This window comes from Kitasatospora sp. NPDC057904 (genome assembly GCF_042887925.1).
GTDB lineage: Bacteria > Actinomycetota > Actinomycetes > Streptomycetales > Streptomycetaceae > Kitasatospora.
This window is the reverse complement of record NZ_JBHVOL010000006.1, coordinates 110532-131850: the sequence shown is the minus strand read 5'-3', so window position 1 is coordinate 131850 and position 21319 is coordinate 110532. Positions and strand designations below refer to the sequence as shown.

The following is a 21319-nucleotide window of genomic DNA, read 5'->3' as shown; positions in this document are numbered from 1 at the left end:
CCGCGCCGCCGCTCCTGAGCCGCACTCCCCGTCAGGCGCCCGCGGCCTTCTCCGGCACGGCCGTGGCCGCGTCGGGTCCGGACGGGGTCGCTGCCGGGAGCCTGGCGCTGCCCAGCACGGCCGGGCCGACGAAGGACGGACTCGCGGGGAAGACCTGGCGCTCGACGTGGTCGACGACGAATCCGGCCGCCCGGATCGAGTCGAGCGTCGGACGGTTGCACTCGCAGCAGACCACCAGCCGGTTCAGCCAGTTCATCCGGTCCTGGTGGCGGGCCACCTTCGGGTCCTCCGAGCGCATGTGCTCCAGGAAGAGCAGCCGCCCGCCGGGGCGCAGCACCCGGCCGAGCTGGCGCAGTGCCCGCTGCTGATCGCTCACCCCGCACAGCACCAGCGTCGACACGACGACGTCGAAGCTGTCGTCCTCGAACGGAAGGTCCTCGGCCGGCGCCCGCAGGACCGTGGTGCGCGGAGCCCGCTCCGCGACGTGCCGCTCCAGCCGGCGGACCATCGCCGGCTCGGGCTCGGTGACTGTGAGCGAATCGACTCCCTCGCCGTAGAGGGCGAGGTTGGCCCCGGTGCCGCCGCCGATCTCGAGCACCCGGCCGCCGGCCTCGGCGATCAACCGGCGACGCAGGTCGGTCAGGCCCTGCCGCTCGGCCTTGGCCATCATCCTGTCGTAGGTCACCGCGAACAGTGTGCTTCTGACACCCATGACTGCCTCGATTCACGGTCCGACGTTCTGCCTCGACGCTAGGCCCGTGCCGTGCCAGGCACATGGGGCGGATGCCTCATCTTCGGCATCTGCGGCGCCGTCGTCCGCGTCGTCGTTCCCGGAACCGGCCCCGCTCTCAGATCAGACCGTTCTGCACCGCGAAGAGGCAGGCCGAGGCCCGGGTCGAGGTCCCGATCTTGGCGTAGATGTGCTCGATGTGGTTGCGCGCGGTCTTGGGCGAGATCACCAGCCGTGCGGCGATCTCCTTGCTGGAGCAGCCGCGGGCCAGCAGCCGCAGCACGTCGATCTCGCGGGCGGTCAGGCCCGCGGGCCCGGCGCCGCGCCGCGGCGTGCGGTGCCCGGCGGCCGCGAGGACCGCGGCGACCGCCTCGCCGTCCAGGCGTCCGGCGGCGACCTCGGCGTGCAGCTGCGCGGCGGCCTCCGCCGCCTGGAGCGCCGCCCGGTGCGGGCGCGGCTCGATCATCGACTGGTACGCGTCCGCGACGCCCAGGATCCGGCTCGGCCGGGAGATCGCGCCGCCCGCGAGCCCGCGCGGGTAGCCGGAGCCGTCCAGCCGTTCGCGGTACTGCACGGCGACCTCGCCCAGGGGGGCGAGCGCCGGGGACTGCCGGAGCATCCGCTCCGTCAGATAGGGCTGCAGCCGCACCCGTTCCCACTCCCCCGCGCCCAGCGGGCCTGGTTTGTCCCAGATCGCGTTGGAGACGCCGAGGCGGCCCAGGCCGTGCACCAGGCCGGCCCGGCGCAGCGTCGTCACCTCGGCCGGATCCATCCGCAGCCCGAGCGCCGCCGCCTCGGCCAGCGCCGCCACGGCACGGCCGTGGCCCAGCGTGTACGGGGACTTCAGATCCACGAAGTCGGCGACCGCGAGCAACGCCGCGTCGAACTCCTCCTCGCCGAGACGCACGCCGAGCGCGGGCTCGGCCCCGATCACCGCCTCCCAGGTACGGGCCGTGTCCAGTCCGCCCACGATCTCCTCGGGCTCCCGGCAGAACTCGACCGCGAGTCCGGGATCGAACTGCGTCCCCGCCCGACGCCTGGCCAGCGCCGTGGCCGCGCCGGTCCCGCCGATCCGGTGCGCCACCTCGACGTACTCGGACAGCTGCGCGAGCCGGGAGGGCAGCGGCACGGCCTCGCCCTTGAGCTCCCCCGGCCAGCCGCGCCCGTCCCACTGCTCGTACGAACAGGCCACCGCCTCCTGCACGGCGTCCGGCAGACCGAGCCGCCGCGCGAGCTCGCGGGCCAGCGCCGAGTGCGAGCTGATCATCCCGTTCATATCGCGGAACCCGCCGAGCGTGAACTCCAGGCCGACCCGGAACCGGTGCAGCGGCGGATTGCCCGATCCGATCAACCGCAGCGTCGCCGCCGCGCCCGCCAGACTGCGCTGCTCGTAGGCGTACTTGCCGGCCTTCAACGTGATGTCGTCGCCGAACCACTTCGCCTGCTCGTGCGCGTCCGAGTGGCAGCCGACGTTGACCAGCAACGCGGTGTAGTAGACGACCAACCGGGCGTCGTCGTCCAGGCCGAGCCGCTCGGCCAGCCGCAACGCGATCAGGCACTGGCGCAGCACGTGCTCCATCGGCTGGCCGAAGCCGAGGTCCACGCCCAGCGAGAGCGCGGCCACCAGCTCCGCCAGACGCACCCCCGCTCCGCTCTCCGCGCGGCTCGTCACCCTCACCACGCTACGCCCCCACGCACCGCTGATCTCGATCTGTGGAGGTCTTGGGCCGAGCCCGGCAGGTCCAACACTCTGTTCACGTTGCATCCGATGCAGTACCGCGCATGAGACTGGCGGACTGTCGATATTTCAACCATGCCGTGTTCCCTGGCATCGTCCGTTGGATGGCCGAGTGGCAGTTCGCCTATGGGAGGTCGGCTCTCCTGGCTTGGTTCGCGAGTAGCGACAGCGCCCTTTACCGGCCGCCGTCACCCGTGCGCACCGGGGGTTCGTCGGGCGACGGTCCGGTGTGGAAGATCGGCCAGCAGATCTCGGTGCGCCACTCGGCGGTCTCCGCGCTCTCGTGGCGGCCAACGGGGTAGTACTCGCGGATCGGGCCGTCCACGGCCAGGGCATGCTCGGCGACGTAGGCGCCGAGGGTTCCGTAGGCCAGGTCGATGTTCGCGTGCGGGCCGCGGTGGACGATCGTGGCCAGCTCGACAGGCGGTACCACCAACCCGTCGACCCGGCCCATCGGCCGTACGGGTCCGGCGCACGGCACGAAGATCGTCGCCGGTCCGTGCCCGTGGGTGAACAGGTCGGTACCGAAGATCCCGCCGGCCGGCGCGTCGGCGGCCAGGCCCTGGGCGTCGAGCGTCGCGTAGATCTCACCGAGCGCACCCTGGTACCAGGCCAACGCCTCGGCGACGTCCACCGTCCCGGTGATCGCAGCCGCCGGCGTGGCCGGAACGCTCCGGCGCCCGATCTCGGCCCGGGTGCCGCCCGGCGGGCGGGTGAGCAGGTCACGCAGCGAGGCGACCGCGGACTGGCTGCGCGCCAACTCCTGCTCCATCTGGTTCAGGTGCGCGGCCAGCAGCGCGTTGCGGGTGCCGAGGTCGGGGGCGGCCAGCACCTTGGCGATCTGCTCGACCGGCATGTCCAGGGCGCGGAAGCGGCGGATGATCTGCGCGGTCGGGATCTGCGCGGTGGTGTAGTACCGGTGGCCGGTGTGCCGGTCCACCTCGTCCGGTTCCAGCAGGCCCACCTGGTGGTAGTAGCGCAGCGTCTTCACGCTCAGGTGCGTGGCCCTCGCGAAGTCCCCGATCGGCAGTGTCGCGTCCATGCCTGCCACTGTGCCACCTCCCCCAAGGGGAGATGCAGGGGCGCGCACGGGTCTTGCACCTCTCGCCGGGGCACGCCCGAGCCTGCTTGCAGGCGGTCGACCGGGAGATCGTCGGCCTCGCCGTGATCCGCAACCAGCCGTCCCCGCACCGACGGACACCGCTGTGTCCGGCCCGCCCGAGGCCCGCGGCGCACGCAACCGGCCCGCCGACCCGCGTGCGCCGCCACTTCGTTGCGCACCCATCCGTCCACCTCCGGAAAGCGGGACCACTTCCCATGAACCACACCCTCGACCCCGAACTCGTCCCCCTCCTGGCCGCCCGCACCGAGCAGGCCGCCGGCGTAGCCGCCCGCGAGCGCGGGGACTGGAGGTCGATTCGCGAGGCCGGCAACCTCGGCCAGGCCGCCATGGCGGCCCTGGTCCCCCCGGTCACCGGGATCAAGACCGCCACCTACTTCGCCACGGCGCCCGACGGCGCCCGGATCGAACTGCGCTGGTACACCGCCGGCGAGACCACGGCACCCGGCCCGGCCGTGCTCTGCGCCCACGGCGGCGGCATGATCCTGGGCGACCTGGACGCCTACGACACCCTGCTCTCCTGGTACGTCGCGCACAGTCGGGTGCCGTTCCTGTCCGTCGGCTACCGCCTGGCCCCCGAGGCGACCGGCACCATGCTCGCCGAGGACGTCTTCGCCGGCCTGACCTGGCTCACCGACCACGCGCGCGAACTGGCCGTGGACACCGGACGCATCGCGGTGATGGGCGACAGCGGCGGCGGCGCCCCCGCCGCGGCCACCGCCGTCCTGGCCCGCGACCGGGGCACTCCCCTAGCTCGGCAGATCCTGGTCTATCCCATGCTCGACGACCGCAACCAGGGCCCCGACCCGGCCCGCGAACCCTTCCTGACCTGGACCTACGACGACAACCACACCGCCTGGAAGGCGGTGCTCGGCGACACGTTCGGCACCGCGGATGTCTCCCCGGTCGCCGCACCGGCCCGCCTGACCGACTTCACCGGACTGGCCCCTGCCTACATCGACACCGGTGACCTCGACATCTTCCGCGACGAGGACATCGCCTACGCCGCGCGCCTGGCCGCCGCGGGCGTCCCCGTTGAACTGCACGTCCATCCCGGGGTCCCGCACGGATGGGACCGCCTCGCCCCCCAGTCCGGGGCCGCCCGACGGGCCTTCGCCGACCGCATCCGCACCCTGGCGGCCCTCTGAGCGGCCGGCTTCGCGGGGGAAACCCCCGATGTCCAGCGCTGACGGCAGGTCCTGGGCAGGGGATCTCCCCTCGGGGGAGACCCCGTCTCGGGGCTGGGTCTTGCACCTCCCCTGACGGCACGCCGCAGGGTTGTCCGTAGCGGCCGATCAGGGCCGCGAGACGAAGGGAGCAAAGTCATGACGACGACCGTGCAGGACAAGGAAGCCATCATCGCCATCGTCCGCGAGATGGCGGCGTCGATGACCGGTGCGCAGAGCACCCGGCACTGGGCGTCCGACGTGCTGTGGTTCGACATCCCGCCGTTCGCGTCCAGGGGCGTCGCCCCGGCGCGCAAGCTGTTCGACGACACCTTCGCCAACTTCGAGTCCTGCAACGTCGAGATCCTCGAACTGGACGCGAAGGTCAACGGGGACATGGGCATCGTCTGCACGGTGCAGAGCACGAACATCGTGCTCAAGAACGGCTCCGCCAAGCACGTCATGGCCCGGCAGACCGACTGCTTCGAGCGTCGTGAGAACGGCTGGGAACTGATCCACCAGCACGCCTCCGTCCCGGCCGGCGGCGAGTGGGACGGCAAGATCACCACCATGTAGGGCCTGATCCGCGACGCGACCGGCCTCCCTGCCGAGCGGATCTCCTCGGCAGGGAGGCGCCCGTGACGGCAGACCCTCCCAGCCTCGCCGCAGGCAGCAGCCGAGCCCCCCTTTCAGCACCTCCCGGGCCAGCAGATCCCGCCGGTCGCGGCGCCACCCGGGCTCACCGATTGCCACCGCCCGAGGGCCCGCGCCCCGGTGGCCGAGTTGCCGGCGCTCGCACCGGATGAAGGGCGCCCCGCCACTCCGGGCAGGAGTGGCGCGGCCTCGGGTGCATTACGGGAGGTCTCGCAGCATCACCGAGTACCGGGGTGAGTCCGGGAACGGCTGGCGGTCACCGACCTTGCGGTAGCCCCACGACGCGTACAGCGCTGCGACCTTCGGGTGGTCCGGATCGACCAGCAGTACGGCCAAGGCCTCGTCACGACCTGCCATCAGTGCGGAGTGCAAGAGCTCGGCGGCTCCGGTCTTGCGCCATCGGGGACGCACCATCAGCTCGGAGAAGGAGAACGTCGAATCCCGTTCCGGTGCAGGATCGATGTGCTCCCGCCACCATTCTCGCCCGGTCTTCGCCGGTGCGCCGTAGGCGAATCCGACCGGCTCCTCGCCGTCGAACCCCACCACGCATGTGAAGCCTTCCAGCCCCGACCAGTGATCCACGAACCACGGGAACCGCTGAGTGAACGGATCGTCCATCTCGGCTGCGTAGGCATCGGCGTGCACGTCTATGAGCAACTGACGGAACCCGTTCGGCAGTTCGCCGCGCTGGTAGTACCGCAGTTGGAGTTCGGTCATGATCGGCTCCATTCGGCGCGGAAGCGGTCCGCCCACTCTCGCGCACTGGGGGTGGTCGCGGAAAGGGTCAGCAGGCTCGACGGCGGAACACCGTTCATCAGGTCGACGACGCTCACCGCGGTAGCCGTTGCGAGTTCCGCATCTCCTTGTCGAACCTGTGCCAGTGCCAGGCGAGCCGTAGCGAGCGCTCGGTTCCGACGGAACTGTTCGGGCAAGGCACTGAGCGCTCGGTGCGACGCGCCCTCGGCCTGCTCGGGTTCGTCAAGCCGCTCATACACGATGGCCGTGAGTACGTGCAGCTCCGCAGGCCCGTAGAACGCCATCCACGTCGGCCGAGGCTGTTCGATCGAATGCCCCAGCGCCTCGTCGGCGAGCCCGATCGACCGCAGGGCGGCCTGACGGTCCCGAAGGTTGGCGAGCGCCACCGCAACGCGCGCATGAGCCATGGAGGCGAACAGCGGGTCACGGCGGGTGATCCGCGTGGCCTGCGCGGCTCGCGCAGCAGCGAGCGCATCGCCGTACCGACTCTGGCTGTTGGCCAGAATCGCAATCGAGTTCCACACCCGGAGTTGGGCGGTCGAGTCCCGCGCGAGACCGGCAAGCGTTGCGCAGCGGTCCAGGTGTCGCTGCGCCTGGTCGAACAGGCGGCTGTCGATGCACGACCAGGCGGCGAGAGCCGTGTAGGCGGCCGCGACGCCGAACAGGCGTTGACGCACGCGTTCGCCGGCAGTGCCGTTCTGCAAGTCGACAGCCTGCTGGGCGCCGGCGACCGCGGCGCGTTCGAGGGCAGTGTGGCCGCCCTGGTGGTCGTCCAAGGCGTCCAAGGTCTGGAGCCTGGCGCTCGCACGCTCAATGTCGGCGTGTCCGACCGTGCTGCGACTTGCAAGCATCGGAACGGCAAGCGCGGCGACGGCGGACGGTCCGGATGTGAGGAATGTTCTACGTCGCACAGGTCCCTCCGGCGGCAACACGGGGCGCTGGCCCCGAGGGGTGAAGCCGAGTGCCTCGGCCGAGCAGTCGAATACTGCCTCCAGCCCAGCGCGCTGCTTCGCGTTCGGCCACCCGGTCCGCCCGGACACCCAGTTGTGGACGGTCCGCTCCGTGACGGTCCCCAACCGGCCCGACACGGATTCTGTGTGCTGGTTGATCCGCTGGGCCAACTCGGAGTGACGCAGGCCCAGTTCTGCGATGGCCCGGCGAAGTACGACGTTGCCTCCCACGCGCTCACCGTAGCCCTGCAGTCACCCCCTGTGCAGACTGCCAAGTAAAGGGACTCTCAAGACTTCCGGTGGCTGGCGCGTAGGAAGCGGCGGGATTTCCTTACAGTCTCAGCTCCGCAACCGTTCACTGGACAGCACCGCCAGGCGGCGGATCGGCCTGCGCTCACCGTTCGACAACCAAGCAGCCCACTCCCAAGCCGATGTGGTGGGAAGCCAGTGCGCAAGGAGGTGTTGCACCGTGGCTGAGTCCCTGCTCTCCCGCCTCACAGAGGAGATGCGGGCGCAGGCCGAGGAGGCGTGCGCCGAGCTTCGGAACGCGACCGAGGCGGCAGGATGCCCGTTGCCCTCGCTGACGGTCGATACCCCGTCGATCGTGACGGGACGAGTCCTGGTCCACCTCGGCGGCGCGCCGCCCGAGGTGATCAGCCGACTCGCCGAGGTACTGCGGGCCGGGGCCGATGCCTTGGCGGCCAAAGACCAGAGCGCCCGGGAAGCCGACTTGGACGACCCGGCGTTCTGCACGGCCCACCTGAGCCCCGAGCTGCCGCCGAAGGGGGCCGTGAAGTGATCCCGCGCATCACCACCGCCGCCGAGCGGCAGCGCGCTGCCCAGCACTGGCTCGCCTGCGCCGCCCCGGTGCCCCGCCTCGTCTACCGTGACTGGAAGCAGGACGGGCTGGCTCTGCTGCCTGCGGGTGTTCTGTTCGCCGTCGTCGCGGTCTCGGCGGCCGAGGTCCACGCGGCGGCGCGGACCGACCAGCCCACGCTGGTGGACCGCTATCTCAGCCGCGTTCTCGGCGGCCCGGTGTTCTGCTACGACTCGTTCGAGGCCTACTTCGCGATGGTGCCGGCCGGCACCGCACGCGGCTGGAACCTCTGGTGACCGGCTCCGTGCCGGCTCGGTCCCGGCCGTTCGCGCTCACCCCGACACTGCGGAGCTGTGGGTCGCCGCCACCCTCGCCCTCCACTCCCGGAGCGCCGCCGCCAGTGTCGCCGTCCAGCACCCCGACGAAGTCCGCGACACCGATGTTCACAAGGGCGCCGCAGCCCTCGGCGCCGGCCTTCGACAGGCCCCTCGCCCTACCCGCTCGCCCGTAGCCACCTCCTCGACACACCGGGAACCGACCTTGGCCCCGCCGGCACCCACGCGGCCGGCACAGCTTCAGCTGTACGGACTCCAGCCGCCGAAGCGGGCCAACAGGTGACGGGCGTCGTCCTCGTTGAGCCCGAGGGCCCCGGCGGCCTGTTCGAGGCTCGCGTCGTCGCGGGCATCATGGGCGGCCCAGTACGCGACCCGCTCGGCGGTCACTTCGAGTTGACGAGCCGCCCGCACGGCCGCGAGCGGAGAGGTGGTGCCCAGCCTCTGGATCTCCTCGCTCAGCCGGCGCAGCAGGTCGGTGACGGTCTCGGGCAGGGGAACAGCGGACCGTTCGACGTCGGTGGTGTGCTCGTCCCACTGCTCCAGGCACCTGTCCGCCGCGTCGCCGCCTGCGACGGCCAGCTTCTGCTCGCCGATGTCGTCCCAGTCCAGCGGGTGTTCGGGGCCGGTCCACCCGCAGGAGCACACCGCGCGCAGGGCATGCGCTCGCGGGACGAAGGCGAAAGCGCCGTCATAGACGCTCCACTCCGAGACCGTCTGCCCGCCCGCGCTGCTCGACAGCGGGAAGAAGACCGGTCCGGGAACGGTACCGTCGGCCAGGAGCACGCCGACCGCACCTTCGTGCGAGGAGCCGAACTCCGGTGTCGTCCACGTCTGCCGCTCACCCATCGCACCCCTCCACAACCTCATGAGCCTGCAAGCCCGTTGCGAGGCCTTGAAGGCGACGATGGCGCAGCCTCGGCTCCCGTGTCACCGAAACAGCGAAACGTCAGCCCCCGGGGTGGCAAGCGGGTACAGGCCCTTGGGTCGGCTCAGCGGTGCTCGGGGTTCTCGAAGTCGAAGCGGCAGCCCGCGTCCCACTCGGAGCGCTGGTTGCCGTAGGCCGGGATGCCGCCGGCGTCCTTGAGCATCCTCGCCAGATGGAGCTGGTTCCACGTCATGAACGTGGTGTTCCGGTTGGTGAAGTCGTTCTGCGGACCGCCCGAACCCGGGTCCAGGTAGGACGGGCCAGGGCCGGCCTCGCCGACCCAACCGGCGTCAGCCTGCGGGGGGATGACGTACCCCAGGTGCTGGAGGCTGTAGAGCACGTTCATCGCGCAGTGCTTCGCACCGTCCTCGTTGCCCGTGATCAGGCAGCCGCCGACGCGGCCGTAGTAGGCGTACTGACCCTCGGAGTTGAGGATCGACGAGCAGGCGTAGAGGCGCTCAATGACCTTCTTCATCACCGAGGAGTTGTCGCCCAGCCAGATCGGCGGAACACCCTGTCACCCGACCTGACCTACCGGACAGGCCCGGCGAGTTCTCATGGCAACCGTGATGCGGGTCTCGCCGGTGGGTTCGGCGCACGGCCCGGCGGCCGTTGCCCACCGGCCCCGGGGTCAGGCCGTCGCCGGGAGCGTGACCGTGAAGACCGTGCGCCCCGGGCGGCTGGTCAGCTCGACCGAGCCGTGGTGGGCGGTGACGACCGCGTGGACGATGGCCAGGCCGAGGCCGGTGCTGCCGGTGGCGCGGGAGCGGGCGCGGTCGCCGCGGACGAAGCGTTCGAAGACCTGTCGGGCCAGCTCCGGGTCAATGCCCGGCCCGGTGTCGGTGACGGCGAGGCGCACCACCTGTCCCGGGGCCGACGCCAGGTGCACGGTCACCTCGGTGCCTCCGGGCGTGTGGGCGGCGGCGTTGGCGAGGAGGTTGGCCACCACCTGGCGCAGCCGGTCGGCGTCGCCCGGCACCAGGACGGGCTGCGCGGGCAGGTCCAGCCGCCAGTGGTGGTCGGGGGCGACGGCTCGGGCGTCGGCCGTGCCGTCCAGGGCCAGGCGGGTCAGGTCGACCTGGTCGGCGGCGAGCGGCCGGCCGGCGTCCAGGCGGGCGAGCAGCAGCAGGTCCTCGACGATCGCGCCCATCCGGCGCGACTCGGCCTCGATCCGGCCGAGCGAGTGCCGGACCTCGTCGGGGACCGGTCCGGGGTGGCGCAGCGCCAGCTCGGCGTGGCCGCGGACGGTGGCGACCGGGGTGCGAAGTTCGTGGCTGGCGTCGGCGGCGAAGGCGCGCAGACGTTCCTCGACCAGGTGGCGCCTGGCCAACGACTGCTCGACGTGGCCGAGCATCCGGTTGAGCGCGGAGCCGACCCTGCCGACCTCGGTGCGCGGGTCCTCGTCGGGCACGCGTTCCGACAGGGTCACCTCGCCGCAGCCCAGCGGCAGCGCGCTGACCCGCTCGGCCGTGTCGGCCACGCGTTTCAGGGGGCGCAGCGACAGCCGCACCCAGAGCGCGCCGGCGACCCCGGTGGCGGTCAGGGCCACGCCGAAGACCAGCAGCTCCACCATGACGAGCTTGTTCGTGGTCGCCTCGACCGGGCTCATCGGCAGCCCGGTGACGAGCACGTCGCCGTCCCTCCCGGCCACGGCCCGGACGCGGTAGTCGCCGAGTCTGCCGAGTCCGACCTCACGTGCCGACCCGTCCGGCGGCAGGGCGGCAAGGTGCCCCTGGTCGGCGGCGGAGAGGTCGACGCGGTCGTCGGTGTCGGCGGGCCGGTCGCCGGCCGCCACGTCGGCGTCGTCGGCGTCACCGTCCACCACGCCCGCGCCGGTCACCCGACCATCGAGCAGGCGGGCGCCGAACGTGCCGGGGGCCTGCGCGCGGGTGTCGGTGGCCGCGTTCGGTCCGCCGGCGTGTTCGAGACTCGCGGCGTAGCGTGCGCCTGCGGCGGCGATCTGCTGGTCGAGCCGGCCGACCAGGAAGTGCCGCAGCAATTCGGTGGTCGCGAGGCTCACCCCTCCGCAGGTCAGCAGCAACAGGGCCAGCACGCCGGTGATCAGCCGGGCGCGCAGCGTCCGCGGGCCGACGGGCAGGCCCCTCACCGCGCGGGCTTGATCAGGTAGCCGGCGCCCCGGACGGTGTGGATCATCGGCGACCGCCCCGCGTCGAGCTTCTTGCGCAGGTAGCTGATGTAGAGCTCCACCACGTGTGCCTGACCGCCGAAGTCGTACGACCACACCGCGTCCAGGATCTGGGCCTTGCTGAGCACCTGTCGGGGGTGGTCCATCAGGTAGCGCAGCAGTGCGTACTCGGTCGGACTGAGCTCGACGGGCTCGCCACCCCTCGTGACCTCGCGGGCGCGATCGTCCAGGACCAGGTCGCCGAGCGTCAGGGCACCGTCCGGCGGTCCGGCCGGTCCGGCCACGGGGGTACGGCGGAGCAGGCTCCGAAGCCGGACCACGACCTCCGCCAGGCTGAACGGTTTCGTGACGTAGTCGTCCCCGCCTGCGGCCAGGCCCGTGATCCGGTCCTCGACGGTGTCCCTGGCGGTCAGGAAGAGCACCCGCACCTCGGGGCGGGTGGCGTGGATGCGGCTCAGCACCTCCATGCCGTCGAGGTCCGGCAGCATCATGTCGAGCACCACGGCGTGCGGCTGCCACTCGGTGGCGGCGGCGACCGCTGCGACGCCGTCCGCGGCACCGCGCGCCTCCCAGCCCTCGTAGCGGAGGGTGGCGCAGAGCACGTCGACCAGGTCCGGTTCGTCGTCCACGACCAGGATCCGCCAGGACGGCGGATCAGCGCTGCGGTCCATGTGGCTCCTGGGGCTCGGGCGGGTCGACCGGTCGCGGTCCGGTCGGCCTCGATTCTGATGGACGGCCATGAGAAAGCCGTGAGACGCGGTCTGCCCGGCCGGCCCCGGCCGGCGGCTCTGAGCTGCGAGAACGCCTCCGGCTCCGGTCGGCAGCGGCTGGACTCAGAGGGAACTGAGAGCTTGCGCTGTCAAGGTGGTCGGGCACTGATCGAGACGTCGATCGAAAGGTCGATCGAAAGGGAAAAGGGGGGCCGGTCTTGGGCGCAGTCGCCCAGAGCCGCCGCGCACCGCGCGCCAACGGGGGGCTTCCGGTGCGGTTCCTGCCGTCCGCCGTGCTCGCGCTGATCGCGGTGGGTGCGCTCGGCGTGCTCGCGCCATGGTGGCGGGACACCGTCGGGGTCGACGGCACAGCCGGGTGGCTGACCGGCGCGGGCCGGATCACCGGTCTGCTCGCCGGATACGCGGCGCCGGTGCTGCTGCTCCTGATGGCACGGATTCCGGTGCTGGAGCGCGGGGTGGGCGCCGACCGGCTCGCCCGCTGGCACGCCTTCGGGGGCCGGTACCTGGTCGGCCTGGTGGCGGCGCACGTGACGACCGTCATCTGGGGCTACGCCCTGACCGACGGCCGCGGGGTGGTCGGTGAGGGCGTGCAGATGGTCCTCCACTTCCCCGACATGCTGAAGGCGACGGCCGCGACGCTGCTGATGTTCGGCACCGGCATCGTCTCGGCCCGTGCCGCCCGCCGCCGGCTGAGCTACGAGGCCTGGTACTACCTGCACCTGGCCACCTACCTCGCCGTCGCACTCGGCTTCGCCCACCAGCTCAGCGACGGCGCCGACCTCGGCGACGGCCCCGGCCGCGTGCTCTGGTACCTGCTGTACGGCGGAACGGCCCTGCTGATCGGCTGGTGCCGGCTGGCCGTGCCGTACCTGCGCGATCGAAGGCACCGGCTGCGGGTCGCGGAGGTACGCCGGGAGGCACCGGGCGTGGTCTCGTTGTTCCTCACGGGCGAGCGGCTGGACGAACTCGGGGCGGAGGCGGGCCAGTTCTTCCGCCTCCAGTTCCAGGCCCCGGGCCTGCGCTTGGCCGCCAACCCGTACTCGCTGTCCGCTCCGCCGCACTCGGAGTACCTGCGTTTCACCGTGAAGGACCTGGGCGGGCACAGCGCGGCCGTCGCCCGGCTCCGACCCGGTACCCGGGTGCGTGCCGAGGGCCCGTACGGCGCGTTCACCGGGCGGCTGCAACGCAAGCGGAAGGTACTGCTGTTCGCGGCCGGTGTCGGGATCACGCCGCTGCGTGCGCTCTTCGAGACGCTGCCCGGTGAGGTCACCTTGGTCCAACGCGTCCGCAGGCCACAGGACTTGCTGTTCCAGGACGAGCTGGCGGCGGTCGCCGCGGCCCGGGGCGCCCGGGTGCACCACCTGGTGGGCTCCCGCACACAGGTGGGCGGTCTCGGGGCGGCGCTGTCCCGGCTGGTGCCCGACCTGGCCCGGCACGAGGTCTACCTGTGCGGACCGGAGGAACTGGCCCGGGACGCGGTGCAGGCGCTCCGGGCGGCCGGGGTGCCGCGGTCCCGCATCCACCACGAGTCGTTCGCGTTCTGAGTTTCGCGTTCTGAGTGCAGAGGAGAATTCGAGATGCGCAGGGCCGTCGTCACCGCCTCGGCGACCGCAGCCGGGATCGTGCTGCTGCTGTCGTTGGAACCCCACGCAGGGGTGACGAGCGCGGGCGTCAAACCGATCAGCTCCGACCCGACCGGGCTCGCCCGGAACGCGCCGACGTCCGCAGCAGGCCCGGTGGCCGCTCCGAGCGCCGGCACGGGCGCAGCGCGCAGCATCACCGGCGACGCGGTCGACACCCGTTACGGGCCGGTACAGGTCCGGGTCGCCCTCAGCGGCGGCAAGATCACCCGGATCGACGTGGTGCAGTACCCCTCCGAGAGCGGCCGCGACCGTTCGATCAACTCGTACGCCCTGCCGCTGCTCAACAAGGAGGCCATCGCGGCGCAGAGCGCCGACATCGACGTGGTCTCCGGAGCCAGCTACACCAGCGACGGCTACACCCGGTCCCTGCAGAGCGCGCTGGACAAGGCCCGGAACTGACCGGGCGGAGGCCGGAGGAGCGATCACGCGGTGGGGCGGCCGGAGGAGCGTCACCCGGTGCCGATCCGGCGCCCGGTCACCTCGCCCGGCCGCACGCGCACCCACAGCGGGCGGTGGCCGCCGGCCCACGGGACGGCGCCGGGGAGCGCGGCGAGTCGCCGTTCCTCGTCCGGATCGTCGATGCGGTGCGCCTCGCCGTGGATGAGGACGCTCCAGCCGTGACCGTGGCGGTCGTCGATGTGATCGACCTGGAACGAGACCGGGGTGCCCTCGGGCGGGGCGGCGGCGACCCTGGGCGACGTGCGGTAGACGACCGTCCGGGCGTCCACCGCGTAGTTGACCGGGAGCACGTCCGGTGACGGTCCGCCGGACAGGCCGATCCGGCCGACGCCGTGGGTACCGATCAGCTCCCAGCACTCCGCCTCGGCGAGGTGGAACAGCAGCGGTTTCGGCCCGGGCCCCGCCTTCCCTGGCGGGGCGTCGGGGCGGTCGCCCGCGGCCAGCTCCGACCAGGTGGTCCCGAGGGCGGTGGCGATCCGGACGAACGCGTCCGGGTCGAATTCCGGTCCGGCCCGCATGAGCAACCGCAGGTAGGACGGAGCCATGCCGGCGCGTCGGCACAAGACGTTTTCGCTGAGGCCGAGTTGGCGACAGCGGTCGACGACGCGGCGGGCGATGTCCTCGGCGTCGGGGTGGGCGGCCATGGCTGGTGCTCCTCGGTGGTGCGGATGAGGTCACGTCCGGAAGAGCGCGACCTTGAGGGCGCCGGTGTCGGCAGCGTCGGCGAAGACGTCGTACGCCTCCTGCATCTCGGGGAGGCCGAAGCGGTGGGTGACGAGACCGCCGATGTCCAGTCGGCCGGCGGCCAGCAGGTCGAGCAGCATCGGGGTGCTGCACGTGTCGACGAGACCGGTGGTGATGGTGACGTCCCTGATCCAGAGGTCCTCCAGGTGGAGCGTCGCCGCCTTGCCGTGCACGCCGACGTTGGCCACCCGGCCGCCCGGGCGCACCAGGCCCGTGCACAGTTCGAAGGTCCCGGGCACGCCGACCGCCTCGATCGCGACGTCGACGCCGAGGCCGTCGCGGCTCAGTGCCCGCACGACCTCCGGGGTGGCCTCCGCCGCGGTCAGCGCCGTGTCGGCGCCGAAGCGCTTCGCGGCGTCCAGGCGGGTCCTGGCGAGGTCGATCGCGATGACGCGGGCCGGACTGTAGAGCCGGGCGGTGAGGATCGCGGCGAGCCCGATCGGGCCCGCGCCGACGATCGCGACGGTGTCGCCCGGGGTGACCTGCCCGTTGCGGACCCCGACCTCGTAGGCGGTGGGCAGGATGTCCGCGAGCAGCAGGGCGTCCTCGTCGGTGACTCCGCCGGGGAGCCCGTGCAACGAGGTGTCCGCGAAGGGGGTCCGGACGTACTCGGCCTGGCAGCCGTCGATCAGGTGGCCGAGGATCCAGCCGCCTCCGCCCGTGCACTGGCCGTAGCTCGCGGCGCGGCAGTAGGCGCAGCGGCCGCAGGCCGAGATGCAGGAGATCAGCACGCGGTCGCCGGACGCGACGGTGCGCACGCCCGGACCGGTCTCGACGACGGTGCCGACGGCCTCGTGGCCGAGGACGCGGCCATCGGTGACCTCGGGGACGTCGCCCTTGAGGATGTGCAGATCGGTGCCGCAGATGGTCACCGCGTCCACCCGGACGACGGCGTCCTCCGGGTCGCGGACCACCGGGTCCGGGGCGTCGCCCCAGACGCGGCGGCCGGGTCCGTGGTAGGTGAGCGCTTTCATGCCGTGTCCGCTCCTTTCAGGTGGCGGAGCCGGTGCTTCCGCTCTTCCAGCGTTCCGCCGGACCGTGCGGGGCGCCATGGGGCTGGTGGGGTCCCCGCCCAGGGCCGTTGGGCCCCCTCGGCCCCGCAGCACGGGCCGTGCACGCCTACGCTGGTCAGTGGCATCGGGCGAGCCGCGGAGGTTTCGTTGGGCAGCGCATCGGAGATCGGCGCGTCGGATACCGGTGCCCCCGTGCCGAAGCTGCGGCTGGATGAGCTGCTGGACGAGCTCCAGGCCCGGCTGGACACGGCCCGGGGCACCCGCGACCGCGTGCACAGCCTGCTGGAGGCGGTGCTGGCCGTGGGGCGCGACCTGGAGCTGTCCCAGGCGCTGAAGCACATCGTGGAGGCCGCCGTCACGCTGGTGGACGCCGAGTACGGCGCCCTGGGCGTGATCGGCGAGGACCAGCGGCTGTCCCGGTTCATCCCGGTCGGCGTCTCGGACGAGCAGGTCAAGCTGATCGGAGCGCTGCCGTCCGGCCACGGCATCCTCGGCGAGCTGATCCGCCACCCCGAGCCGCTTCGGCTCACCCGGATCGCCGATCACCCGGCCTCCTACGGCTTCCCGGCCGACCACCCGCCGATGAACAGCTTCCTGGGCGTGCCCATCCGCATCCGGGGAAATGTGTTCGGCAACCTCTACCTGACCGAGAAGCGCGGCGGCGGCGGCTTCGACGCCGAGGACGAGTCGGTGCTCGCCACCCTCGCCGTCGCCGCCGGCGTGGCGATCGACAACGCCCGGCTCTACGCCAGGGCCCGGCAGAGGGAGCACTGGCTGGAGGCGAGCGCCGAGGTCACCAGCAGGCTGCTGTCGGGAAGTGCCGAGCAGGAGGTGCTCGACCTGCTGCTCGCCCGGGCCACCGAGATCGCCGGCGCCGACCTCGCCGTGGTCGCCGTACCGCTACCCGGTTCCCACGAGCTGGAGGTCCGGATCGCCGTGGGCCTCGGTGCGGAGGAGCACCGCGGGCTGGTGCTGCCGGTGGAGGGGTCGTTCGCCGGCGCGGCCGTCCGCACTGCCGGGCTCGTGGTGAGCCCCGATGTCCAGAAGGACCCGAGGATCACCGCCGGGCCGCCCCGCTGGGAGGGGCTGGGGCCCGCCGTCGCGGTCCCCATCGGCACCACCGAGCGGGGGGTGCGCGGTGTGCTGATGCTCGCCAGGGCGGCCGGCGCACCCCTGTTCGACGAGGGCGAGTCGGGCCCCCTGCTGGGTTTCGCCAACCAGGCGGCGGTGGCGATGGAGCTCGCCGAGCGCCGCCGCGACTCCGAGCAGGTCGCGCTGCTCCAGGAGCGCGACCGCATCGCCCGTGACCTGCACGACCTCGCCATCCAGCGCCTCTTCGCCACCGGCATGACCCTCCAGGGCGCCACCCGATTCATCGAGCACCCCGAGGCGACCGACCGGGTCCTGCGGGCGATCGACGACCTGGACGAGACCGCCAAGACCATCCGGGCCACGATCTTCGGCCTACGCCTTCGCGAGTCCGGCCCGGCCGCGGTCGGCCTGCGCGCCCGGCTCGTCGTGGTCGTCGAACGCGCCGCCCGTGCCTTCGGCTTCACCCCGGCGCTGCGGATGACAGGCCTGCTCGACGTCGCCGTCCCCGCCGAGATCGCGGACGCGACCGTCGCCGTCCTGGAGGAGGCCCTGTCCAACGCCGCCCGCCACGCGGAGGCGAACGCCGTGGAGGCCTCGATCGACGCGGGCACCTCGCTGACGCTCACCGTGACCGACGACGGTGTCGGTCTGCCCGAGGGCGGCCGCCGCAGCGGCCTCGCCAACCTCGCCGACCGTGCCTCCGCCCTGGGCGGGACCTTCACCGCCCGCACGCGCCCCGAGGGCGGCACCGAGCTGGTGTGGCGGGTCCCGTTGCCCGCCGGGGAGCGATGACACCGCATCCGGCCGGGTGCCTGCCCGTGCCCGCGGGCGCCCTGCGAGGCGCACCCGGACGGACTGCTGCGACAATCCTCCGGTGACCGATCTCGACACGACCTCCCGCCAGAGCCTGCTCCGCCGGGGTTTCGCCCTCGAATACACGACCCTGGGCTGGAACGTGGTCGGGATCGTGGTCCTCGCGATCGCCGCGATCGCTGCCCGCTCCGTCGCCCTGGCCGGTTTCGGCCTGGACTCCCTGATCGAGATCGGTGCCTCCACCGTGGTCGTCTGGGAGCTGTCCGGCACCGGCGAGGAGCGGCAGAAGCGGGCGCTGAAGCTGATCGGTGCCGGCTTCGCGCTGCTCGGCCTCTACCTCCTCGTGCAGTCGACCGCCGTCCTGGTCAGCGGCTTCCGTCCGCACCACTCGCCGCTCGGGATCGCCTGGACCGCCGTCACCGCCGCCGTGATGTTCGCGCTCGCCTACGGCAAGGCCCGCACCGGCGCCGCCCTGGACAACCCCGTCCTGAGGACCGAGGGCCGGGTCACCCTCATCGACGGCCTGCTCGCCGCGGCCGTCCTGCTCGGCCTCGTCCTCAACACCACCCTCGGCTGGTGGTGGGCCGACCCGGCGGCCGGCTACGTGCTGGTCTACTACGCCGCCCGCGAGGTCCGGGAGATCTTCTTCGGCGAGCACTGACCCCGGCCGGCCGACCGCCACCGGACATGGATCCTCCCGACCCGGAACGCCCGGGCCGCCCCGCCGCTACGGCTCCAGGACCTCACGGGCCGTGAGGCGGGGAGTGGGCGCGCCCTCGGGGCCGTAACCGAGGCGGACCAGCATCTGGACGTAGCCGGGGCGGTCGCGCGGGTCGCGCGCCTCCCAGCGGAGGTTGGGCCACTCCATCGCCTGGTGCAGGAGGGAGGCCCGGACGCCGTGGATCGTGGCGGCCAGGAGCACGTGCTCCAGGGCGAGGCCGGCGCGCAGCCAGTCCTCGGGCGTGTCGCGGTCGGTGCCGAGGACGGCGATGCGCGGCTCGTGCTCGAAGAGGGCGGGCGCCTGGTGTTCGGCGGCGTGGATGGCGGAGAAGTCGCGCATCGGAACGTGGCCGGCCAGGTCCTGCGGGCCGAGCGCACCGACCGGGATCCCGTACGGCGGCGCCTCGCCGGAACGGATCCAGCTGCGGCTCTCCGTCCGCTGGGCCTCGTCGGTGGTGTTGCGCCGCTCGGCCTCGGCGGTGAGGTGCAGCAGCCGCGCGGTCTCCGTGTGGTCGGGCAGGTGGAGCCCAGCGCCTTCGGCGTGGGCGACGGTGACGAGCTCGTCCAGGACGGCCTTCGGAACCGGCTCGCCGGTGAACGGCAGACGGCTGGAGTGCCGGCGCCAGATCGCCTCGTACAGCCGGTCGTTTCCCGGGGCGGGTGCGGCTGCCGCGGCATCGAGCTCGACGGCCGCGAGGAGGTCCGGCTCGGCCGGGTCGGGCAGCAGGCGCACCTCGGGTGCCCAGCCGAGGTGACGGGCGGCGACGCGCAGGTTGAGGACGGCCGCGCCGACGGAAACGTACAGCGCCCGTCCCTGCGGATCGGCGGCCGGGACGGCGCGGGTCCGGTCCGCCCGGACCTCCACGGTCGAGGTGGCCGGCTCCAGGCGGAAGCGCCAAGGCTGGCTGTTGTGGATCGACGGTGCGGCAACCGCGGCGGAGACGAGCTTCTCCAGTGCGGCGGCGTCGATGGCGAGGGTGGTCATGACCGCCTCCCGGGTGGGTTGGTGGATCACCTCCACGGTGCGGCCGGCGTGCGGCACGGCGCTTGGGCCGTTCGGCCCGGACCCCGGGACCGTCCGGGCCACGGCGCCTCAGTGCGGGCGCTGGTGGTGCTGCTGCCCGGGATCGGCGTGAGCCGCCAGCACGGCGGCCTGGAGCCGGCGCTCGACACCGAGCTTGGCGAGCAGGCGGGACACGTGGTTCTTCACGGTCTTCTCGGCGAGGTAGAGCTCATGGCCGATCTGGCGGTTGGTCTTGCCCTCCCCCACCAGCACCAGGATCTCGCGTTCTCGCGGCGTGAGCCCGGCGAGGACGCCGTCGGTCCCGCTCTCCTCGTGGTGGCGCAGGCTCTCCATCAGCTTGCGGGTGGTGGCCGGGTCGAGCATGGACTGGCCGGAGGCCACCGTGCGGACGGCGCTGACCAGGTCCGCACCCTTGATCTGCTTCAGGACGTAGCCGGCCGCCCCGGCCATGATCGCGTCGAGCAGGGCGTCGTCGTCGTCGAAGGAGGTCAGCATCAGGCAGTTCAGTCCGGGCATCCGGTCCCGGAGCTCCCGGCACACGGTCACGCCGTCGCCGTCCGGGAGGCGCACGTCGAGCACGGCGACGTCCGGGCGCAGCGCCGGCACCCGGGCGAGGGCCTGGGCACAGGTTCCCGCTTCGCCGACCACCTCGATGTCCGGCTCGGCCTCCAGGAGGTCGCGGACGCCCCGGCGGACCACCTCGTGGTCGTCCAGCAGGAACACCCGCACGGGCTGGGGCGTGTCCATGGCCTGCTCCCTGCGGTGCGCGCTCGGTGACACCCCCGATTCTGCGCGTCCGCGCCGCCGGGCGCACCAGCTCGCCCAACGGCCGGCGGCGGCCACGACGGACCGGCCCACGCGGGTCGCCACGCTCAGGCCGGCCCGGGGAGCCGGAGCTCGACGCCGACGGGGAGCCTGCCCTTCCGCGTGACGACGCCGCCGTGCACCGCCACCTGGACGTCGCCCGGGGCGAGCCAGAGCGTCTGGCCTAGTGCCGAATCAGGCAACGTTCGCCCTGCCGAGAAAGCGGTAGGGGTCGGAGCGGTGGGGTTCCGAAGGCCGTGGAGCCGGATTCGGCGTCAGGATCGCTCCACGGCAAAACGGCCGCCACCCGATGCCGGAACGTGCCAGGATCCTCGAATGGAGATCCGTCGTGTCACTCAGGTCGAGGCGGTCAACGCCGCTGGACATCTCTTCGACACCGCCCCAGGGCGGGAGGCCACTGAACGCTTCCTGGCGGACGAGTGCCATCACCTCCTGATCGCCTATGTGGACGACGTCCCGGCGGGGATGGTCACCGGTGTCGAGATGACCCATCCGGACAAGGGAACCGAGATGTTCCTGTACGAGCTGGGCGTGGACGAGTCGTTCCGTGGGCGTGGCGTCGGCCGGGCTCTGGTGTCGGCGCTTGCGGACCTGTCACGCGAACGGGGCTGCTACGGCGTGTGGACGATCACGGACGAGGAGAATGCGGCGGCACTGGCGACGTACCGCCGCGCCGGCGGCGTCCCGGAAACGGGACAGGTGGTACTCACCTGGACATTCGATCAGCTGTAGACCGGTGCAACGGATCCCCTTCCCGCACCGGATGGTTGGCGACCCGGCGTCCGGTCGACTACCTGGGATGTGCGGGTTTCCGTCAAGCTGTCCTGGTGGCTGGACGCGTGCAGGTCCGCGAGGTCGATGATGACGAGGGCAGACGGCTGCTGCGGATGGTCCGCCGGGGCACCGGGTCGGTGGTGA

The 21319-nt window shown here is 72.5% G+C and carries 21 protein-coding genes and 1 pseudogene; 9 read left to right on the top strand and 13 right to left on the bottom strand.

From position 1 onward, the window contains the following. Positions 1–31 precede the first annotated feature (31 nt). The 3 genes from ACFVSN_RS17455 to ACFVSN_RS17445 form a co-directional block, all read right to left on the bottom strand. Positions 32–685: a class I SAM-dependent methyltransferase gene (locus ACFVSN_RS17455; protein ID WP_387955792.1), complete on the bottom strand. Its 654-nt coding sequence runs from the start codon at positions 683–685 to the stop codon at positions 32–34. Between the two features lie 163 nt (positions 686–848). Further along, on the bottom strand, positions 849–2402 hold the full coding sequence (locus tag ACFVSN_RS17450; protein ID WP_387955790.1) for an HD domain-containing phosphohydrolase: 1554 nt from the start codon (positions 2400–2402) through the stop codon (positions 849–851). Positions 2403–2643: 241 nt separating this feature from the next. Further along, complete coding sequence (locus tag ACFVSN_RS17445; RefSeq protein WP_387955788.1) at positions 2644–3510, bottom strand: MerR family transcriptional regulator; 867 nt, start codon at positions 3508–3510, stop codon at positions 2644–2646. Positions 3511–3785: 275 nt separating this feature from the next. Here ACFVSN_RS17445 and ACFVSN_RS17440 point away from each other — a divergent pair, with 275 nt between their 5' ends. Next, the gene (locus tag ACFVSN_RS17440; protein WP_387955786.1) at positions 3786–4736 is read left to right on the top strand and encodes an alpha/beta hydrolase fold domain-containing protein; all 951 of its coding nucleotides are present in this window, start codon (positions 3786–3788) and stop codon (positions 4734–4736) included. 177 nt (positions 4737–4913) lie between these two features. Beyond that, a complete protein-coding gene (locus ACFVSN_RS17435; RefSeq protein ID WP_387955785.1) occupies positions 4914–5330 on the top strand; it encodes a YybH family protein in 417 nt (138 codons plus the stop codon). Positions 5331–5606: 276 nt separating this feature from the next. On the opposite strand, the gene ACFVSN_RS17430 is transcribed toward ACFVSN_RS17435, so the two are convergent. Both ACFVSN_RS17430 and ACFVSN_RS17425 read right to left on the bottom strand, forming a co-directional pair. Continuing rightward, entirely contained in the window at positions 5607–6125 is a 519-nt protein-coding gene (locus ACFVSN_RS17430; protein ID WP_387955783.1) for a GNAT family N-acetyltransferase, read from the bottom strand. Next, complete coding sequence (locus ACFVSN_RS17425; protein ID WP_387955781.1) at positions 6122–7345, bottom strand: XRE family transcriptional regulator; 1224 nt, start codon at positions 7343–7345, stop codon at positions 6122–6124. The genes ACFVSN_RS17430 and ACFVSN_RS17425 overlap by 4 nt, the downstream gene beginning before the upstream one ends. Before the next feature lie 238 nt (positions 7346–7583). On the opposite strand from ACFVSN_RS17425, the gene ACFVSN_RS17420 reads away from it, so the two are divergent. Both ACFVSN_RS17420 and ACFVSN_RS17415 read left to right on the top strand, forming a co-directional pair. After that, entirely contained in the window at positions 7584–7913 is a 330-nt protein-coding gene (locus ACFVSN_RS17420) for a hypothetical protein (RefSeq protein ID WP_387955779.1), read from the top strand. After that, positions 7910–8227 (top strand): hypothetical protein, encoded by a 318-nt coding sequence (locus ACFVSN_RS17415; RefSeq protein ID WP_387955777.1) that lies wholly within the window; start codon positions 7910–7912, stop codon positions 8225–8227. Before ACFVSN_RS17420 ends, ACFVSN_RS17415 begins: the two co-directional genes overlap by 4 nt. 279 nt (positions 8228–8506) lie before the next feature. Here the strand turns inward: ACFVSN_RS17415 and ACFVSN_RS17410 are convergent, their stop codons facing one another. From ACFVSN_RS17410 to ACFVSN_RS17395, 4 genes and pseudogenes are all read right to left on the bottom strand, one after another. Next, positions 8507–9112 carry a hypothetical protein gene (locus tag ACFVSN_RS17410; RefSeq protein ID WP_387955775.1) on the bottom strand — a complete coding sequence of 202 codons (606 nt, stop codon included), beginning with the start codon at positions 9110–9112 and terminating at the stop codon, positions 8507–8509. A 143-nt stretch (positions 9113–9255) separates the two neighbouring features. Continuing rightward, positions 9256–9696 (bottom strand): annotated as a pseudogene (locus ACFVSN_RS17405) (flavodoxin family protein); the annotation flags it as partial. A gap of 126 nt (positions 9697–9822) precedes the next feature. Then, the gene (locus ACFVSN_RS17400; protein WP_387955773.1) at positions 9823–11298 is read right to left on the bottom strand and encodes a sensor histidine kinase; all 1476 of its coding nucleotides are present in this window, start codon (positions 11296–11298) and stop codon (positions 9823–9825) included. Next, positions 11295–12008 carry a response regulator transcription factor gene (locus ACFVSN_RS17395; RefSeq protein ID WP_387955772.1) on the bottom strand — a complete coding sequence of 238 codons (714 nt, stop codon included), beginning with the start codon at positions 12006–12008 and terminating at the stop codon, positions 11295–11297. Before ACFVSN_RS17395 ends, ACFVSN_RS17400 begins: the two co-directional genes overlap by 4 nt. Before the next feature lie 257 nt (positions 12009–12265). Between ACFVSN_RS17395 and ACFVSN_RS17390 the strand changes: the two genes are divergently transcribed. Both ACFVSN_RS17390 and ACFVSN_RS17385 read left to right on the top strand, forming a co-directional pair. Next, a complete protein-coding gene (locus ACFVSN_RS17390; RefSeq protein ID WP_387955770.1) occupies positions 12266–13612 on the top strand; it encodes a ferric reductase-like transmembrane domain-containing protein in 1347 nt (448 codons plus the stop codon). 33 nt (positions 13613–13645) lie between these two features. Next, entirely contained in the window at positions 13646–14110 is a 465-nt protein-coding gene (locus ACFVSN_RS17385) for an FMN-binding protein (RefSeq protein ID WP_387955768.1), read from the top strand. A 50-nt stretch (positions 14111–14160) separates the two neighbouring features. Here ACFVSN_RS17385 and ACFVSN_RS17380 read toward each other — a convergent pair whose 3' ends face one another. Together ACFVSN_RS17380 and ACFVSN_RS17375 are read right to left on the bottom strand one after the other, a co-directional pair. Then, positions 14161–14814: a helix-turn-helix domain-containing protein gene (locus ACFVSN_RS17380; RefSeq protein ID WP_387955767.1), complete on the bottom strand. Its 654-nt coding sequence runs from the start codon at positions 14812–14814 to the stop codon at positions 14161–14163. 30 nt (positions 14815–14844) lie between these two features. After that, entirely contained in the window at positions 14845–15888 is a 1044-nt protein-coding gene (locus tag ACFVSN_RS17375; protein WP_387955765.1) for a zinc-dependent alcohol dehydrogenase family protein, read from the bottom strand. 186 nt (positions 15889–16074) lie between these two features. On the opposite strand from ACFVSN_RS17375, the gene ACFVSN_RS17370 reads away from it, so the two are divergent. Together ACFVSN_RS17370 and ACFVSN_RS17365 are read left to right on the top strand one after the other, a co-directional pair. Continuing rightward, the gene (locus ACFVSN_RS17370) at positions 16075–17811 is read left to right on the top strand and encodes a GAF domain-containing protein (protein ID WP_387955763.1); all 1737 of its coding nucleotides are present in this window, start codon (positions 16075–16077) and stop codon (positions 17809–17811) included. Between the two features lie 82 nt (positions 17812–17893). After that, positions 17894–18493, top strand: coding sequence for a cation transporter (locus tag ACFVSN_RS17365; protein WP_387955761.1), 600 nt, complete (start codon positions 17894–17896; stop codon positions 18491–18493). Between the two features lie 66 nt (positions 18494–18559). Here ACFVSN_RS17365 and ACFVSN_RS17360 read toward each other — a convergent pair whose 3' ends face one another. Continuing rightward, complete coding sequence (locus ACFVSN_RS17360; protein WP_387955759.1) at positions 18560–19537, bottom strand: Acg family FMN-binding oxidoreductase; 978 nt, start codon at positions 19535–19537, stop codon at positions 18560–18562. A 108-nt stretch (positions 19538–19645) separates the two neighbouring features. Continuing rightward, the gene (locus ACFVSN_RS17355) at positions 19646–20323 is read right to left on the bottom strand and encodes a response regulator (RefSeq protein WP_387955757.1); all 678 of its coding nucleotides are present in this window, start codon (positions 20321–20323) and stop codon (positions 19646–19648) included. A gap of 393 nt (positions 20324–20716) precedes the next feature. On the opposite strand from ACFVSN_RS17355, the gene ACFVSN_RS17350 reads away from it, so the two are divergent. Beyond that, a complete protein-coding gene (locus ACFVSN_RS17350) occupies positions 20717–21133 on the top strand; it encodes a GNAT family N-acetyltransferase (RefSeq protein ID WP_387955755.1) in 417 nt (138 codons plus the stop codon). Positions 21134–21319 lie beyond the last annotated feature (186 nt).

What these genes read in the sequence shown, in the direction of transcription:
- ACFVSN_RS17375 (WP_387955765.1), bottom strand. Translation starts at nt 15,888, where the DNA reads ATGAAAGCGCTCACCTACCACGGACCCGGCCGCCGCGTCTGGGGCGAC.
- ACFVSN_RS17380 (WP_387955767.1), bottom strand. Translation starts at nt 14,814, where the DNA reads ATGGCCGCCCACCCCGACGCCGAGGACATCGCCCGCCGCGTCGTCGAC.
- ACFVSN_RS17445 (WP_387955788.1), bottom strand. Translation starts at nt 3,510, where the DNA reads ATGGACGCGACACTGCCGATCGGGGACTTCGCGAGGGCCACGCACCTG.
- ACFVSN_RS17410 (WP_387955775.1), bottom strand. Translation starts at nt 9,112, where the DNA reads ATGGGTGAGCGGCAGACGTGGACGACACCGGAGTTCGGCTCCTCGCAC.
- ACFVSN_RS17350 (WP_387955755.1), top strand. Translation starts at nt 20,717, where the DNA reads ATGGAGATCCGTCGTGTCACTCAGGTCGAGGCGGTCAACGCCGCTGGA.
- ACFVSN_RS17360 (WP_387955759.1), bottom strand. Translation starts at nt 19,537, where the DNA reads ATGACCACCCTCGCCATCGACGCCGCCGCACTGGAGAAGCTCGTCTCC.
- ACFVSN_RS17395 (WP_387955772.1), bottom strand. Translation starts at nt 12,008, where the DNA reads ATGGACCGCAGCGCTGATCCGCCGTCCTGGCGGATCCTGGTCGTGGAC.
- ACFVSN_RS17440 (WP_387955786.1), top strand. Translation starts at nt 3,786, where the DNA reads ATGAACCACACCCTCGACCCCGAACTCGTCCCCCTCCTGGCCGCCCGC.
- ACFVSN_RS17385 (WP_387955768.1), top strand. Translation starts at nt 13,646, where the DNA reads ATGCGCAGGGCCGTCGTCACCGCCTCGGCGACCGCAGCCGGGATCGTG.
- ACFVSN_RS17430 (WP_387955783.1), bottom strand. Translation starts at nt 6,125, where the DNA reads ATGACCGAACTCCAACTGCGGTACTACCAGCGCGGCGAACTGCCGAAC.
- ACFVSN_RS17435 (WP_387955785.1), top strand. Translation starts at nt 4,914, where the DNA reads ATGACGACGACCGTGCAGGACAAGGAAGCCATCATCGCCATCGTCCGC.
- ACFVSN_RS17355 (WP_387955757.1), bottom strand. Translation starts at nt 20,323, where the DNA reads ATGGACACGCCCCAGCCCGTGCGGGTGTTCCTGCTGGACGACCACGAG.